Below are 15,485 nucleotides of genomic sequence, written 5' to 3'. Positions count from 1 at the left end.
CTCAAGCGACGATCGCCTCTTGCTCGGGCGGGGCGCGGCGCTCTGTCGAGGTGTCCTGTCCCGTCCACCGATCCCAGTTCGCCTGGTCCGGCGAGCCGTTGAACTCGCCGTTGTCCGAGCCCACGTTGATGTGGTAGTAGTCGAGCACCGCCGCGAGCGGGTTGAAGCCCTCGACCGTCGGGTCGGTGCCCTCGGGGAAGCAGTTGCCCTGGTAGATCTGGTGCACCGGCAGCCAGGCCTGCACGTACTTCTCGGGCTCGCCGTCGAACACGTCCTTGCAGCCGTCGGAGCAGAAGTGGTACTTCATGCCGTGGTAGCTGCTCTCGCGATAGCAGATCTTGGTCGGGTCGTCAGGCTCGGTGAAGGCCATCGGGATCTGGCAGGTCTGGCACAGCATCGGCAGCGTGTTGTTGAACCAGCGCTTGCCCTGCTGCTCCTGCGCGGCCAGCCATTCGAAGCGCGGGCGGTACAGCGCATCGAAGGTGTCGGGGTACTTGGCCGACAGCCACTCCATCTCGTCGGGGCGCGGTGCCCACACGTTGATGTTGGCCGCGTGGCCGTAGTTGTTGAAGATGGCCCAGGCCTCGTGCGAGAGCCGGCCCTTCTCCTTGCTCGCCACCTCGTGGTACTTGGGCATGCGGATGCCGTAGCGCGAGAGGTCCTGGAACAGCGCGCCGCCGTTCTTCTCGAAGTACATCTCCCAGGCCTCGGACCAGCTCATCACGCGCTTGGGCAGCATGTAGTCCATCATCATCGACACCAGCGTCAGCAGCCGGTAGCCGCGCCAGAACCACTTGTCGACCCACTTCTGCACGATCGGCACGTTGCCCGGGTCCTGCTCGAGGATGAACTTCACCACCTCCAGGCCCAGCGTCATGTGGCGCGACTCGTCGCTCTGGGCCGAGAAGCCGAAGGTCACGGTGGCCATGTCGCCGTTGTAGGCGGCGCCGCTCATGAAGGGCATGAACAGTAGGTTCGTCAGCACGTACTCGAACGAGAACGAGATCGCGGTCACGAACTCGAAGGGCCCCGCGCTCATCGCGTCCTCGAAGTAGCTCTTGGGCACCGACAGGTACCACACGCGGTCGTGCATGTGCTGCGGATCGTGCAGGCCGTTGAAGTACTTGTTGAAGTGGCTGATGGTGTGGAACTGCGTCTGCGCATGGCGCAGCTCGTCGATCGACTGCATCTGGCAGGCCACGCGCGCGCCCACGCCGCGAAACGACCGCCCGGCCATCGCGTAGCCGCGGTGTGCCGCGTACTCGAGCGGCGACACGCCCGTGAGGAACAGCTTCAGCGTGTTCAGGTAGCGCGGGTCGCTGATGTTGAACTGGCCGTTGTTCTGCTGGAACGCGTCGATGATCGCGTAGAGCTTCTTCTCCTTCTCGCCCTGGAACTTCCAGTAGGCGTCCATCGTGAGGCGGAACGGGTCCTCCCACTGGTCCCAGTCGTGGATCTTGATGCCCTCGAACCGGTCGAAGGGGAACACGTCGTCCATCGACTGGTAGCTGGTCTCCCAGCCGAGGCCGCGGGTCATCATGGCGTAGCGTTCCTTGAGGCCGAGGCGCTTGCCGGTGCTGCTGTTGGGGGTCGTCATGGCGTTGTCGTCCTGTGCGTTGTCGTTGTGGGTGCGGTGGTTTTCGGGGTGCGCGCTCAGGCGCCCCAATGCAGCGTGAACTCGTCGTCGGTCTCCTCGATGCTTCCCGACAGCGAGATCAGGCTCAGGTGCAGTTCCTGCAGGTCCCAGCGGCGGCCGAGCAGCGACTCGACCGTGGCGCGGCGCAGCGTGAGCCGGCCGGGCGCGTCGATCTTGACCATGGCGGGGTACTCGCTGACGCTGGCCTCGGGGTTGTCGGCCACGATGGCCTCGACGATGGCGCGGGCGCTCTCGCTGATCTGCAGCGCGATGAAAACCGGCGTGCGGGAGAGTTCTGCGGTGGCGGTGGTCATGGGGATGGGTCTCCTTGCGGTGGTGATTCAGGCGGTGCGCACCGAGCGTGCGAAGCGGGCGTCGAGCGCCGTGGCGAGTTCCTGCAGCGCGGGCGCGCCGTGGGCGCCGAGCGCCAGCGCGGCCAGCGGCGCGAGCGCCTCGGCGATCTGCGCGCGCCAGTCGGCGTACCAGGCCGCGAGCTTCCGGGCATTGGCCGGCGACTCGTCGGCCGCGGTCTTCAGCGTGGCATCGACCCAGCGCGCGTTCTCTTCGAACCACTCGTTCATGAACTCGGTCAGCATCGCCAGCGCATGGCCGGTGGCCGCGCCTTGCGCGTTCACGTAGTGGCGGTAGACCAGCGGGTACAGCAGGCCGTCGAACACCAGGTTCTGCGCCACGAACAGCTCGAACCAGTCCTTGGTGACGAACAGGTTTTCCATCGTGCGGCGCACGCCCTGCCAGGCCGGATGCGACATCCAGGCCTCCTTGCCGGCGTCGAACGCCTGGCCCGAGTTGCCGTCGAGCTGCAGGCCGATGCGCGAGAGGTACTGCGCGATGCCGAGCCGGTCCATGGCCGCGAAGACGAAGGGCTGCGTGATCGCGGTGCCGTAGCCGTAGCCGCAGCAGTAGCTGTGGTTCATGTTCGCGCCCCACTCGTAGTGGCGCAGCGGCACCAGCACCTGCTGCAGCGACTCGCGCACGCCGGCATCGGCCTGCGCCAGCAGCTGGCGCTTGTCGGCGAACTCGAACTGCCGGTCTGCGCCCTCCTGCTGGCGCGCGCGCGTCATCGTGTAGACGCCGTAATAGAAATGGCGCGGATCCTTGAACGCATACCAGTCGGCCATGACGATCGCGGTGCGGCGCTTGTCGTAGAGCTCGTGCTGCGGATCCCACAGCGGCCGGTAGTGGAAGTTGGCCGTGGGCTGCATGTCCAGCGTGGCCTCCTGGTAGCGCGAGGCCGGCTTGTCGCCGAGCCGCCGCGCCACGTGCGAGAAGGTCTGGCGGATCGGCCGGATGTCCGAGGTCTTGATGTCGACTTGCACGGTGGGGTCTCCTTGGGTTGTCTCTTTGGAAAAAACGGTGGGTGGGCGTTTCAGTGCTCGATGCCGGGCGCGCCGAAGCGCCACTTCATGCGCTCGAAGTCCAGGCGCGCGCCCTCCTCGGTCGTCAGGTGGCGCACCTCGTGGCGGGTGCAGAACTCGCGGAACTGGTCGAACAGCAACACCAGCTCGACCGCGAGCTCGGGGTCGCCGATGGCGAACTCGAACTCGACGAAGCGGGCATCACGGGTACCGGTCACGCGCACGAAACAGGGCTGGCCGGTCATCCGGGCCGCGCTGTCGCTGGGGTGGCTCGCAGGCATCGAAGGCATAACTTGTTCAATCCATCACTTGGTGGACGACAACGGCGCCGCCCGTGCCAATAAGGGCAACGGGCGTGCCAGCACGGCTAAGTGATTGATTTGCAAAGGCCCGCGATGCCGGCGGGCCGCGAGCCCCGGGTAGTCCCGGATGCTCGTTTGATCATTTGCTGCGGTGCAGCTTGATCAAATGGTGAAAACGCCGCGAACGGCTCAGGAGGCCGGCAGGCCTTCCTTCTTGAGGCGGTAGGCCAATTGCGGCCGCGTGATGCCCAGCAGGCGCGCGGCCTGCGAGAGATTGCCCTTGGCACGCTGCATCGCGGTCTGCATCAGGCGCCGCTCGAGCGAGGCGATGTCGATGTTCTGCTCGAGCACGCGCTGGCACAGCGCGTCGAGCTCGCTGCCCTCGCCCGCGGCCTCGGCCGGCGCGCCGACCTGGCCCTTGGCATCGAGCCCGCTGCCGTCGGGCGTGCCGGGCGGCGACATCCACAGGTGGCTGGCCTCGATGTCGCCATGGTCGGGTGCCAGCAGCACGGCGCGCTCGATCACGTTCTCGAGCTCGCGGATGTTGCCGGGCCAGGCGTGCTTCTGCACGTCGCGCGCGGCCTTGTCGGTCAGGCCGCGCAGCTTCTTGCCGTAGAGCGCGCTGTATTTCTCGACGAAGCGCGCGACCAGCGCCGGGATGTCGGCCGTGCGCTCGCGCAGCGGCGGGATCGAGATCGGGAAGGTGTTGAGCCGATAGAACAGGTCGGTGCGGAAGCGCCCGGCCTGCATCGCCTGCTGCAGGTTGACGTTGGTGGCGGCGACGATGCGCACGTCGACCTTGATCGGCTGCTCGGCGCCCAGGCGCTCGACCTCGCCGGTCTGCAGCACGCGCAGCAGCTTGACCTGCGCGGCCAGCGGCAGGTCGCCGACCTCGTCGAGGAACAGCGTGCCGCCATGCGCGCGCTCGAAGCGGCCGGCGCGCGCATGGTGGGCGCCGGTGTAGGCGCCCTTCTCCACGCCAAACAGCTCGGCCTCCATCAGATCGGCCGGGATCGCGGCGCAGTTCACCGCGATGAAGGGCTGGCGCGCGCGCGGGCCGTTGTCGTGCAGCCAGCGCGCGAACACCTCCTTGCCCACGCCGGTCTCGCCGAGCAGCAGCACCGTGATCGCGCTGTCGACCGCGCTGCGCATCAGCTCGAAGGCGGCGCGGAAGCCCGGCGACACGCCGACCAGCTTCTGGTCGTATTCGCGCCGCGGCTGCAGCCGGCGGATGTGTTGCAGCCCGAGGTTGAACTCGATCAGGTTCTCGGCCACGTGGTGCTGGCGGAAGTAGTCGAGGTAGTGGTCGTCGTGCCAGTCCTCGGCCGGCTGGCCGACGATGCGGCAGCGGCTGTCGCCCATGCTCGTGCACTCGACCTCCTTGAACACCACCATGCGCCCCATGAAGGCCGTGGTGTAGCCCGAGGCATAGCCGATCTGCGACCAGCACTGCGGGTCCTCGCCATAGCCGAAGTCGGCCACGTGGGCCTCGCACTCCCACGAGTTCTCCCAAAGGAACTCGCCGTAGAACTGCCTGGTCGCGATGTCGAACTCGAGTTGCGTCTTCTGCACCGAGACGATGCCCTCGATGGAATGCAGGCGCGGGCCGAGCATGAAGGCGTCTTCGGCGCGCATGCCGGCGCGGCGCTCGCGCACCGCCACCTCGCCGTCGCGCAGTCCCGACGCGAAGCCCATGCGCACCAGCAGGCCGCGCGCACGCTCGATGCCGAGCGAGTCGAGCAGTTCCTTGCGCAGCTCGGCGAAGGCGCGCGCATGCAGGAGCAGCATGCGCTGCTCGTCCAGCCAGATATGGCCCGAGCCGGCGCTGAAGCGCAGGAGCGAGAGAAGTTCTCCCACGGGGTGTCTCCTAAATCTTGGGGGCGTGTCGGCCCGCATTGTGCGACACGGTGCGGCGCGCGGGGAGCGCGTTTTCGCGGGGGCCTCGGCCCGGTCGCCGGATCCTCCCGGGCCTCAGCGGATATGCATCAACCCTGCGCCTTGCGCGTCTCGATCCAATGCACGACCTTGCCCGCATGGCTGTGCGGCGCCTTGGCGCCGACACGCCCGGCCAGGTCGGCCAGCGTCTGGGAGGACAGCACCTGCCGCATCCGTTCCTCGGCCTCGAGCATCACGGCGTGGATCGAGCAGACGCCATCCATCGCCCAGCGCGGCGCCTCGCCGTCGAAGACCGCGCAGCGCCCGCGGATCTCGCGGCACTCGAACAGCGCCTTCGGCCCGTCGATGGCTTCCACCACCTCGAGCACGCTGATCCGGTCGGCGGGCTTGGCCAGGCGAAAGCCGCCGTTCTTTCCCTCGGTCGCCTCGGTCAGGCCGGCCTTGCGCAGCTTGGTGAAGAGCTTGGCCACAAACTCCACCGACAGGCCCTGGAGCTCGGCGAGGTCGCGCACGCTGGCTTCGGTGACTCCGGTGGGAGGCCCCGACAAATAAAGAAGGCAATGCAGTCCGTATTCGACACCGGCACTGATGTGGCTCAAGCTGGCTCCCGTGGGAATGGAGGGGCGGATCGTAACTGAGCCACCTCTCGCGCTGCGCGACGCGCGGCGGCGCTCACTTCTTGTCGAGCGTGACCAGGTTCTTCTCCTTCGAATCGGCCACGAAGATCGCGAGCAGCTTCGCGGGTTCGGTGGCGCTCGCGTTGTCGCTCACCGCGTGATGGGCACCGGGCTGCTCCGTCCAGCTCTCGCCCGCGCGATAGACGACCTCCTGGCCGTTGTCGAGCTTGCTGCGGATCGCGCCTTCCAGCACATAGCCCACGACGAAGGCCTGGCCGTGGCGATGCGCGGGCGTCTTCGCGCCGGGGGCGTAACTGACGACCAGCGCCGTGAGCGTCTTGCCGGGCACGTTGGCGATCGCATGGGCGAAGGCCGGAACGATGACTTCGCGTTGCGGCTCGGGCGGTGCCGCGACGGCGGAGCCCCCGGTGGTGAAGGCGAGGAGCGCGAGTGCGAGCGATGCGGTTTTCATGGGAAGTCTTCCTTGGGTTGGCGTTGCGGATGTGCACGGGCGGATGCCGTGCGTCTAAAGAGGGTCGTTGGCCGCGACCCGCATGGATTCGCCGTCGGCATGGACGTCGACCACCAGGCGCTCGAACGCCCGCTGCTCATCGGTGCTCAGCCCCTGGGCCAACACCTTCAGCGCGTTGCGATAGCACGGCAGCATCAGCGCGGCGATCGAGCGCCACGTCTCGTCGCCCGCCGCGATCGCGGACTCGCAGCGAAGGATGTTCGTGTACGCGCCCAGCATGGCGAGGGGTCGGTTCATGAAATCGGCGATTGAAATTTTTACTACGACCAGTATAGTCGTAGTTAAGCGATCCACACCGGATCGTCTTGAAGACCCCGCGCGCGCCGCACCCTTCGCGATGCGCCGCGGGACCTGAACCTCGAAGAACCGAAACATCCAAAATGACCCAACGAATCCTGGTTGTAGGCGCCGGCTTTGCCGGCATGTGGAGCGCCTTGAGCGCCGCGCGCGCCCTCGACATGGCAGGCCACGCGAACGACGGCGTGGAGATCCTGCTGGTCGCGCCCGAACCCACGCTGCATGTGCGCCCTCGCCTCTACGAAGTGCCGCAGGAGGCGATGAAAGCGCCGCTGCAGTCCGTCTTCGACACCGTCGGCGTGCGCTTCCTCGCGGCGCGCGCGGAGCGGATCCGCACCGATGCGCGGGAGGTCGACGTGGTCGACGCCGCGGGCGCGCGCCAGACGCTTGCCTACGACCGACTGGTGCTCGCCGCGGGCAGCCAGCTCTTCCGCCCGCCGGTGCCCGGCCTGCATGCGCACGCGCTGAGCGTCGACCAGTACGAGGACGCGGTGGCGCTCGACGCGCACCTGCGCAAGCTCGCCAGACAGCCCTCCTCGCTCGCGCGCAACACCATCGTGGTGGTCGGCGGCGGCTTCACCGGCATCGAGACCGCGGCCGAGATGCCCGCGCGGCTGCGCGAGATCATGGGCGGCGACATCGAGCCGCGCGTGATCGTCGTCGAGCGCGCCGATGCGATCGGTCCCGACCTCGGACCGGGTCCGCGGCCGGTGATCGAGAAGGCGCTGAAGTCGCAGGGCGTCAGCTGGCGGCTGGGCGTGGAGGTCGAGAGCATCGACGCCGAAGGAATCACCACCTCGGGCGGCGAACGCATCGAGGCAGCGACGGTGATCTGGACCGCCGGCATGCGCGCGACCGCATTGACGCAGCAGATCCCCGCCGAGCGCGATGCCGCGGGCCGGATCCTCGTCGACCGCAACCTGCAGGTACCGGGCGTTCCGAACGTCTTCGTCACGGGCGATGCCGCGCGCGCCGCCACCGACGACGATGGCAATGTCGCGATGATGTCGTGCCAGCACGCGATGGCGCTCGGACGCTCGGCCGGCCACAACGTCGCGGCCGACCTGCTGGGGCTGCCCAAGATCGCCTATTCGCAGCCGAAGTACGTGACCTGCCTGGACCTCGGTCCCTGGGGCGCCGTGTACACCGAGGGTTGGTCGCGCGAAGTGAAGATGGAAGGTGCCGAGGCGAAAGCGCTCAAGCACCAGATCAACACCGAGTGGATCTATCCGCCCACCGGCGACCGCGCGGATATCCTGCGCTCGGCGGATCCCGGCCGCATCGTCGTGGCCTGAGCCGCGTCGCGGATGCGGGGTGTCAGTACCCGGTCCGCTTCCAGGCGATGCCGTCGGTGGAGCGGTAGGTGCCGCCGGTGGCGCAGCAACCGCCGGCACCGATCGCCATGCGGCCCAGCTCGGCCGTCAGCACGTCGCCCTTGAGCGCCAGGTGCTGGCGCTGGCAGACGGTGAAGAAGGGATAGAACTCGGGCTTGAGCACCGAGGTCCATTCGACCTCGCCGCCCTCGAGGCTGCGCACGCTGTAGACCTCGCAGTCGTTCACGACCAGGTGGATCGGCCGCCCGGCGAAGGTGCCGCGGAACATCAGTTCGGGCGGCGCATCGCGCGTGATCTGTGCTTCTTTGCTCAGCGGCGGTGGCGGCGGCGCGGGCTTCTCGCAGCCCACGAGCGCGACGATCATGGCCATGCCGCAGGCGATGCGGTGCAGGCCCCTCACGCGACGTCGCTCCCGTCGTCGCGCTCTTCTTCCGCGACCGCACCGCGGTCCTTGATGCGCGTGACCTGCGACAGCAGTGCATCTTCGGCCGCCATGTCGGGCCGCTGCCCGCGATACACCGGCTGCTCGAAGCTGCCGCCCGCATAGCGATAGAGATAGCGCACCTCGACCAGCGTGCCGGGCGCGGGCAGCGCCTCGTTCGGCGGCACGGTCACGTTGCCGAGGTCGACCAGCACGCCGGCCTCGTCGCGCAGGCCCACGGCCACCGAGCGCTGCGCATTGACGCGCAGCACCTCGCAGGTCGCGCTCTGCTGGAACTTGAACTTGAGGCTCGCGTTGCTGCGCCCCGCGGCGAAGGGCGCGGCCAGCGCCTTGAGCACGAAGCCCTCGCCATGCGCGGCACGCAGCTCGGCCGCGCGCCGGTGCTTGGCCGAGGCCTCGGTCTCGAGCGGCAGCACGGCCATCCACGGCAAGGCGATCGCGAAGGCCTCGAGCCGGCGAAAGCGTTCGACGAAAGCCTGCGCGCGCAGGTCCTCGCCGCCGGCCTGGAGCAGGTCGAAGGCCAGGAAGCCGTCGCCCACGTGCTCGCCCGCGATCACCGCGCGGCCGGCCGGCAGCGCGGCGGTCACGACCCAGGCCTGCGGGATGTCGACGAACAGGCCGCGACGGTTGGTGCCGCGCACCGCGTCCTCCTCGATCACCAGCATGCGGTTCTCGCCATCGGCCTTTTCCTGCAGGCCCCAGCCGGGGTCGTCGAGGTAGCGCGCGAGCTGCGTCTCGGCGATGAGGGTCGGCAGCTGCGGCAGCTCGCCACTCATGCGGCCCGCGAACTCGGAAGCGGTGTAGAGCGCGCCCGAGGCATCGGTGGTGTAGCCCTTGCCGGTCTTCTCCTTCACCACCTTCTGGTAGATCTTGAGCGCGGCCTCGTAGCCGACCGGGCTGCTGGTCTTGGTGCCGGTGGCCAGCGTGCCGCCGCGCCGGCCGTTGCCGTAGTCGACCACCCAGCCCTCGTCCTTCGGCCGCAGGTGGACCTGGTAGACCTTGTCGGAGCCCTGGCCCGTGAAGTAGAGGAAGCTGGATTGCGCGAGAGGTTCGGTGCTGGACATGGCGGCGGATGCGATGGAACGAACGGCGCCGTGGCATTGCACGACGCTGCGATGCTACACAGCACGCGCCACGACGCCGAATGACTTTAGGCACTGGCGAAGCGCGCCCGGCACACCTAGCCTACGCCCGCACAGGCGAACACAAGGGGGCGGCGCCATGGGATTCCTGGACAAGGTCCGCAAGCTTTTTTCATTCAGTTTCAATCGGCTCGAGAACGGCACGCCGCTCACGCCCGCGCAGCATCGCGGCCTCGCGCTCGGCGCGGTGTACGCGGCCGAGTCCTATCTGCCGATCAACGCGCTCACCACCGAATCCGACCGCGCCACCGCCGTGGCGCTGCTGGCCTCGGCCTGGGGCGTCACCAACGCCAGCAGCGCGCGCGAGGTCACGGAGTCGCTGCTCTCGCAGGGCCACCGCGCCCACTACGCGGTGGTGAACCCGCGCGTCGAGCGCCTGCATCGCGGCAGCCGAAGCGACGCGGCCGCGGTGGCGCAGGCCAATCTCGCGGCGCTGCGCGGCGAGGCGGTGGCGCGCGGCCTCGATCTCGAGAGCACGCGCGACTACTACGAAAGTTGGCACGAAGCGGCCGAGGAAGGCCTGTTCGACAAGCTGCCGCGGCCGCTGCCCGCGAGCATCATGGCCTGGGACATGGGCCGGCTGGTGCAGCTGCACCGGCTGATCCAGGACGCGCAACTGCTGCGCGCCGAGGAGTCGTGGAACGCGATCGCGAGCGCGGCGCGCATGGCGCAGCCCTCCTACCAGTCGTGGCGCGACTTCGGCGACAGCTTCGTGGTCGGGCGCGCGTTCTGGCTCGCCACCCACGATCTCGACCGCATCGCCGAGGACACCGACACCTTCCAGCGCGCCACGGCCCACCTGCTCTCGCACGAGCACAGCCCGTGGCGGCAGATGGCGTGGTGAGCCGCCGCTCATTCGCGCGTCATCGAAGCATGCAGCTGCAGGGCCTAAGATAGGCGGATGCCCCGATCGGCCACACCGCGCGATCGAGGGCATTCAACCGAAGGCAGGGAGGCCTCCGCGTGAAGCGCATTCGATCCGAGAAACTCACACGAACGAGACCGGGGACATCGGCGGTCACGGAACACGCCACCATCGAACTGTTCGAGTTGCCCGCCGATGCCGGGCACGTGGTGCACCTGAGCAGCAGCCGCGACGGACTGCAGTGGCGCGAGACCGTGCTGACGCCCGCGCCGCTCGCGCTCGACAAGGCGATGGCGGTGTTCGGCGATGCGCTCGCCGCGCAACTCGCGCGCGGCCTCGCGCTCGAAGGCGCGCCGCTCGTTGCATCGGCACCCGCGACACCAGCCACCGTCTCCCCTTCTGCGGCCGACACTCTTCTTCTGAACCGCATCGCGCCCGATGCCTGGCGCCTGCTGCCGCCGCTGCGCCGCGGCCGCACCGTGTGGCGTCTCGGCGAACGCCGGCTCGCTCAGGCGGTGCCGCGCCTGGTCGAGCTGATCGAGACCGGCGACGCGATGCTCGACTACTGCATCGCCTGGGCCATCGGCCGCTGCGGCGACGCGGGCGCCTTCGAGGCGATGGTCGAATTCTCGCGCCGCGCGACCGACCCCAAGGTGACGCGCATCGCGCGCTGGGCCGCACTCGCGCTGTGGCCGGCCGAACGGCGTGCCGCGGAGGCCGAGCGCATCGTCGACGACTGGCCCGGCTCGCTGCGCCGCGCCTGGACCGAGGCGCAGGTGGTGCCGGTGGCCGATGGCGCCGCGCTGCTGCGCGAACGGCTCGCCGATCCCGCGCACTGGCAAAGCCTCGCGCACACCGACTGGACGCAGCAGCTGTTCGAACTCGCACTGCTCGAAGGCCTCGACGAGGACCAGCCCGCCGGCCTGGCGCACCTTGCGCTGCACGATGTGGCGCAGCAGCTGTCGCCGGCCGCGGGCAGCTTCCGCGCCTGGCGCCGGCTCTACAAGGGTGCCGAGTTCGCGGGCGACTACCGCCTGCTGGGCCTGCTGAACCAGCGCATCGAAACGCAGCGCGCGGGCTTTCGCGGCACCAGCCAATGGGCGATGCTCAACGGCCGCTACGTCGACATCGCGAAGGAGATCGTGCGCCCCGACAGCCGGCTCGCGCTGAGCCAGCGCACGCACGACTACCTGCGCCGCCGCACCTGGCGCACCCTGCGCCGGCTCGCGCTGCGCGGTGCGGTCGACGAGCGCGACTGGCTGCGGCTCGCGATGGGCGTGCTGCTCGCGGCCGACGATGCGAACGCGGCCGTCGCGGCGCGCCATGAGGACGCGGGCTGGAACCGCGAGACGCGCGTCTGGCACAGCGGACCCTACAGCCGCTGGCTGGTCGTGATGCAGCTGCTGCATCGCCACGACCCCGAATGGACCACGCTGGCCGGCGGCCTCTACTGGCGCCGCGAAACGCCCCCGGCCGAGCGCCGCGCGCAACGCGGCGAGGCCTGGCCCGAGCGCTGGGACCGCCATCCCGAGGCGCTGCTGCAGCTGATGCAGCAGTCGCGCTGTGCCGGCGTGCATGCCTTCGCGGCGCGCGCGCTGCAGGACAACCGCAGCTTCTGCCAAGCGCTCGATGGCGCCCAGCTGCGCGAGCTGCTCGCGAGCACCTGGAGCGACACGGCGCGTTTCGCCCTGGCGCTGGTGCGCGAGCGCATCGAGGCCGGCGAGCCGGCCGGCTCATGGCTCGTGCCGCTGATCGATTCGCCACTCGATGAAGCACGTCGCCATGCCCTCGACCTGATCGCCGAGGACCCGGCGCGCTACAGCCGCGACGTCGAACTGCTGCTGCGCCTGCTGGTCTCGGCCGACGCCGAGGTGCGCCGTGCCTCGCGCCTGCTGCTGCAGGCCGCGGCCGGCCAGCCCGAGGCCGCGGACAGCTTCGACGCACTGTGCACCGCGCTGCTCGACTGGCTCGCGCGCTGCGATGCGCAGGCGCCCGAACTCGCAGCCATCTGCGAGAACCTGCAATGGGCGCTGCAGAACCCGCTGCGCGAAGCCGGCGCGAAGGCGCCGCTGAGCGCGCTGCTGGCCTTGTTCGACCACGCGAGCCCCGACGTGGTCGCGCTCGCGGCCGAGTGGCTGCTGCTGCATCCGGCATCCGTTCAAGGCCTGCCGATCGAGGTGCTGACGCGATTGCTGCAGTCGGACGACGAACGGCTGCGCGGCGCCGGCGTGCGCCTGTTCACCGCGCTGCCCGACGACACGCTGCTCGCGCAGCCCGCGCTCTTCGCCGTGTTCTGCGCCAGCCCGATGCCGCGCGTGCGCAGCGCGGTCGCGCCCAAGCTCGCGCAGCTGCTGCCCGGCCATCCGGACTTCGGCGCGGCGTTGATGCCGATGCTGCGCGACGAGCTGTTCCGCACCGAGGCGGCCGAGGGCGTGTTCGATTCGCTGCTGCAGTGGCTGTGCGGGCCGCTGGCCGCGCACACGCGCGCGGGCGACAGCGCCACCACCGTGCGGCTGCTCGAGGCGCGCAGCAAGGGCGCGCAACGGCTGGGCGCCTGGCTGCTGCCGCAGCAGCCGGCCGAGGCCTTCGACGTGCTGCAGACCGCGAGCCTGGGGCTGGTCGATGCCGCCGCCGCGCGGCAATGGGCCTGCGAACAGCTCGCCGCGCAACCCGAGCGCACGCTCGCGCAGCTCGACGACGCGCTGCGCATCTTCGACAGCCGCTGGGACGACGCGCTCGCCTGGGCGCGCCAGTGGTTCGCGGCGCAGGGCCAGTCGCCGCAATGGACGCCCGCGCTGCTGGTGCGCCTGTGCGACCACAAGGATCCCGGCGCGCAGCGCCTGGGCCGCGAGCTGCTGACGGCGCATTTCGAACTCACCGACGTCACCACCTACATGCTGCAGCTGAGCCAGCATCCCTCGAGCGGCATGCAGCTGTTCGTGACCAACTGGCTGGCGGCCGCCGCGGGCGGCAAGCCCGAGGTGCTGGCGCGGCTCGAGCCCTACTTCCTCACCGTGCTGTCGCAGGCCAACCGCGGCCGGCTCGCCAAGGCGCGCGTCAGCGAATTCCTCGCGGCGCAGGCCGAGCAGTCCGAAGAGGCGGCGCGCATCGTCGCGCGCGTGTTCGCGCGCCAGGCCGTGAGCGGCGCCATCACCGAGCGCGCCCGCTACGTGGCCGGCCTGCGCAGCATCCAGCAACGCTATCCGGCGCTCGAGAACCCGCTGCAGGCCGCGCCCGTGCGCGCCGTCGCGCCGCGCCGGGCCGCCGTCGCCGGAGGTCCCGCCGCATGAAGTTCCAGTACCGCTATTTCGGCCACTCGGGCGCGCAGCAGACGCCCACCAGCACCGCGCTGCAGTTCGCGCCCGACACCCTGCGCGCGCCCGTGCACTTCATCGGCGAGGTCAACCGCCACCTGCCGTTTCGCGAAGGCATGTCGGCGCTGCACGACGTGGTGGTGGGCGACCTGCGCTTCCAGCCGCGCGACAAGAGCGCCTACCTCGAATGGCTCGCGAGCCAGGAAGGCGAGCTGCTCGCGCAGTACATGGCGCGCAGCGACGAGCTCAAGGCCCGCATGGCGCCGCTGCGCGAGGAGCTCGACGTGCTGCGCCAGCGCAAGTCGGCCATGCTGCAGCCCTTCTACAAGGCGCAGAAGCGCTACTTCGACCACCTCTACAAGGTCAACCGCGAAGCCTGGTTCGTGCTCGACCCGGTGATCACGGTGCATCCCGACCGCGTGTTCTTCGAGTGCTTCAGCCAGGACGAGTCGAGCTACGGCATGTTCTCCTGCGGCCACGAGGTCTTCGACCGCGTGAGCGACCATGCCTTCGGCACCACCAACGTCGACTACTCCGAGTCGCTCTACGACGAGTTCCAGAAGATCCGCGACTACAAGGCCACGCGGCTGGCGATCGATCCCGGCGGCTTCCAGGTGCAGAGCGGCAACGACCCGGCCTTCCACGAACCGAAGATCGAGGTGCCCGACAGCTGGGTGCGCGGCTTCCTGCAGGTCAGCAGCGCGATGCTGTTGCCCGCGCACCGGCTGCAGCTGCACCCGATGGACGTGCACAACATCTGCCTGGTGCTGCGGCGGCGCAAGGAGCGCGCGGGCCCGCGCTCGCTGCGCTTCATCCTGCGGCCCGGGCAGCCGGTGCGCATCCTGTTCGAGCCCTGGGGCCACGAACTGGTGTGCCCGCGTTCCTCGCACGATGCGCCCGCCGACATCGACATCCGCGTCTGGGGCCGGCGCCGGCTGCTGCAGCTCGAACGGCTGGTGCCGGTGGCGCAGGGCTTCACGGTGCACCTGCTGGGCACCGGCATGCCGAGCTTCTGGGTCGCGCGGCTGCCCGACATGGAGTTCACGCTGGGCCTGTCGGGCTGGACCGCCAACGACTGGTCGCGCAACGGCCACTTCGAGCTGCTGCAGCCGCGCCACGACGTCGACCAGGACAGCCTGCTGCGCGTGTTCGCGGCGCTGGGCGAACGCTGGCGCGCCACCACCGCCGAGCTGGCCGCGGCCACCGGGCTCTCGCCGCTCACGGTCGAGTCGGCGCTCGGCGGCTATGTGCAGGCCGGCCGCGTGGTGTACGACATCGCGCACGGCGTGTGGCGCCTGCGCGAACTGAGCCGCGAGCCGCTGCCGATGGAGCGGCTGCGCCATGCCAGCCCCGAGGAGGCGGCCGCGGCCGAACTGGTGCAGGCCGGGCGCCTGAAGGACACGAAGGTCGAGGCCCGTGCCGACGGCGGGCTGCTGCTCAGCGGCCTGTGCGGCACCAAGTCCTCGCGCCAGTATCAGGTGCGGCTGCAGCTCGATGCCGACCAGCGCGTGGCCACCGGCGAATGCCAGTGCGACCACTTCATCCGCCTGCGCATGACGAAGGGGCCGTGCGAACACATGCTCGCGCTGCGCCTGGCCACGGCCTCGGCCGCGCTGGCCCTTGGCACCACCGCGGGCGCACCGACGCCCGCGACCGACTCGGAAGAAAGGACTGCAAGCATCGGCTGATACACTGGTTTTGCGAGCGGGGCGGGAAGGCTCTTGCAATCCGG

General features: G+C 69.6%; 14 protein-coding genes. 4 read left to right on the top strand and 10 right to left on the bottom strand.

Annotated elements, in window-relative coordinates:
• Position 1: 1 nt before the first annotated feature.
• The 8 genes from AC1HIL_RS15965 to AC1HIL_RS15930 all read right to left on the bottom strand — a co-directional run bounded on the left by AC1HIL_RS15965 (position 2) and on the right by AC1HIL_RS15930 (position 6,578).
• Positions 2-1,597, bottom strand: a complete 1,596-nt coding sequence (locus tag AC1HIL_RS15965) for an aromatic/alkene/methane monooxygenase hydroxylase/oxygenase subunit alpha (protein ID WP_057597164.1) — start codon at positions 1,595-1,597, stop codon at positions 2-4.
• A 56-nt stretch (positions 1,598-1,653) separates the two neighbouring features.
• Positions 1,654-1,950, bottom strand: a complete 297-nt coding sequence (locus AC1HIL_RS15960) for an MmoB/DmpM family protein (protein ID WP_057597160.1) — start codon at positions 1,948-1,950, stop codon at positions 1,654-1,656.
• Between the two features lie 27 nt (positions 1,951-1,977).
• The gene (locus AC1HIL_RS15955; protein ID WP_479672147.1) at positions 1,978-2,973 is read right to left on the bottom strand and encodes an aromatic/alkene monooxygenase hydroxylase subunit beta; all 996 of its coding nucleotides are present in this window, start codon (positions 2,971-2,973) and stop codon (positions 1,978-1,980) included.
• A gap of 50 nt (positions 2,974-3,023) precedes the next feature.
• Positions 3,024-3,293: a phenol hydroxylase subunit gene (locus tag AC1HIL_RS15950; protein WP_172705560.1), complete on the bottom strand. Its 270-nt coding sequence runs from the start codon at positions 3,291-3,293 to the stop codon at positions 3,024-3,026.
• Between the two features lie 210 nt (positions 3,294-3,503).
• The gene (locus AC1HIL_RS15945) at positions 3,504-5,210 is read right to left on the bottom strand and encodes a sigma 54-interacting transcriptional regulator (protein WP_479672764.1); all 1,707 of its coding nucleotides are present in this window, start codon (positions 5,208-5,210) and stop codon (positions 3,504-3,506) included.
• Positions 5,211-5,299: 89 nt separating this feature from the next.
• Complete coding sequence (locus AC1HIL_RS15940) at positions 5,300-5,809, bottom strand: RrF2 family transcriptional regulator (protein WP_296740675.1); 510 nt, start codon at positions 5,807-5,809, stop codon at positions 5,300-5,302.
• Positions 5,810-5,882: 73 nt separating this feature from the next.
• The gene (locus tag AC1HIL_RS15935; RefSeq protein WP_057597156.1) at positions 5,883-6,299 is read right to left on the bottom strand and encodes a cupin domain-containing protein; all 417 of its coding nucleotides are present in this window, start codon (positions 6,297-6,299) and stop codon (positions 5,883-5,885) included.
• A gap of 54 nt (positions 6,300-6,353) precedes the next feature.
• Positions 6,354-6,578 carry a hypothetical protein gene (locus tag AC1HIL_RS15930; protein ID WP_479672763.1) on the bottom strand — a complete coding sequence of 75 codons (225 nt, stop codon included), beginning with the start codon at positions 6,576-6,578 and terminating at the stop codon, positions 6,354-6,356.
• A gap of 161 nt (positions 6,579-6,739) precedes the next feature.
• Here AC1HIL_RS15930 and AC1HIL_RS15925 point away from each other — a divergent pair, with 161 nt between their 5' ends.
• Positions 6,740-7,951: an NAD(P)/FAD-dependent oxidoreductase gene (locus AC1HIL_RS15925; protein ID WP_479672145.1), complete on the top strand. Its 1,212-nt coding sequence runs from the start codon at positions 6,740-6,742 to the stop codon at positions 7,949-7,951.
• Between the two features lie 22 nt (positions 7,952-7,973).
• Here the strand turns inward: AC1HIL_RS15925 and AC1HIL_RS15920 are convergent, their stop codons facing one another.
• Together AC1HIL_RS15920 and AC1HIL_RS15915 are read right to left on the bottom strand one after the other, a co-directional pair.
• Complete coding sequence (locus tag AC1HIL_RS15920; RefSeq protein ID WP_479672144.1) at positions 7,974-8,390, bottom strand: hypothetical protein; 417 nt, start codon at positions 8,388-8,390, stop codon at positions 7,974-7,976.
• Entirely contained in the window at positions 8,387-9,496 is a 1,110-nt protein-coding gene (locus tag AC1HIL_RS15915; RefSeq protein ID WP_479672143.1) for an ATP-dependent DNA ligase, read from the bottom strand. The genes AC1HIL_RS15920 and AC1HIL_RS15915 overlap by 4 nt, the downstream gene beginning before the upstream one ends.
• Positions 9,497-9,653: 157 nt before the next feature.
• On the opposite strand from AC1HIL_RS15915, the gene AC1HIL_RS15910 reads away from it, so the two are divergent.
• The 3 genes from AC1HIL_RS15910 to AC1HIL_RS15900 all read left to right on the top strand — a co-directional run bounded on the left by AC1HIL_RS15910 (position 9,654) and on the right by AC1HIL_RS15900 (position 15,441).
• Positions 9,654-10,418, top strand: coding sequence for a DUF1266 domain-containing protein (locus tag AC1HIL_RS15910; RefSeq protein WP_261215935.1), 765 nt, complete (start codon positions 9,654-9,656; stop codon positions 10,416-10,418).
• Between the two features lie 206 nt (positions 10,419-10,624).
• Positions 10,625-13,729: a hypothetical protein gene (locus AC1HIL_RS15905; protein WP_479672142.1), complete on the top strand. Its 3,105-nt coding sequence runs from the start codon at positions 10,625-10,627 to the stop codon at positions 13,727-13,729.
• Positions 13,726-15,441, top strand: a complete 1,716-nt coding sequence (locus AC1HIL_RS15900; protein WP_479672141.1) for an SWIM zinc finger family protein — start codon at positions 13,726-13,728, stop codon at positions 15,439-15,441. The genes AC1HIL_RS15905 and AC1HIL_RS15900 overlap by 4 nt, the downstream gene beginning before the upstream one ends.
• The last annotated feature ends 44 nt before the right edge of the window (positions 15,442-15,485 follow it).

The sequence above is a fragment of the Variovorax sp. ISS6 genome (assembly GCF_056523145.1).
This window is presented reverse-complemented; position numbering and strand designations above follow the sequence as displayed.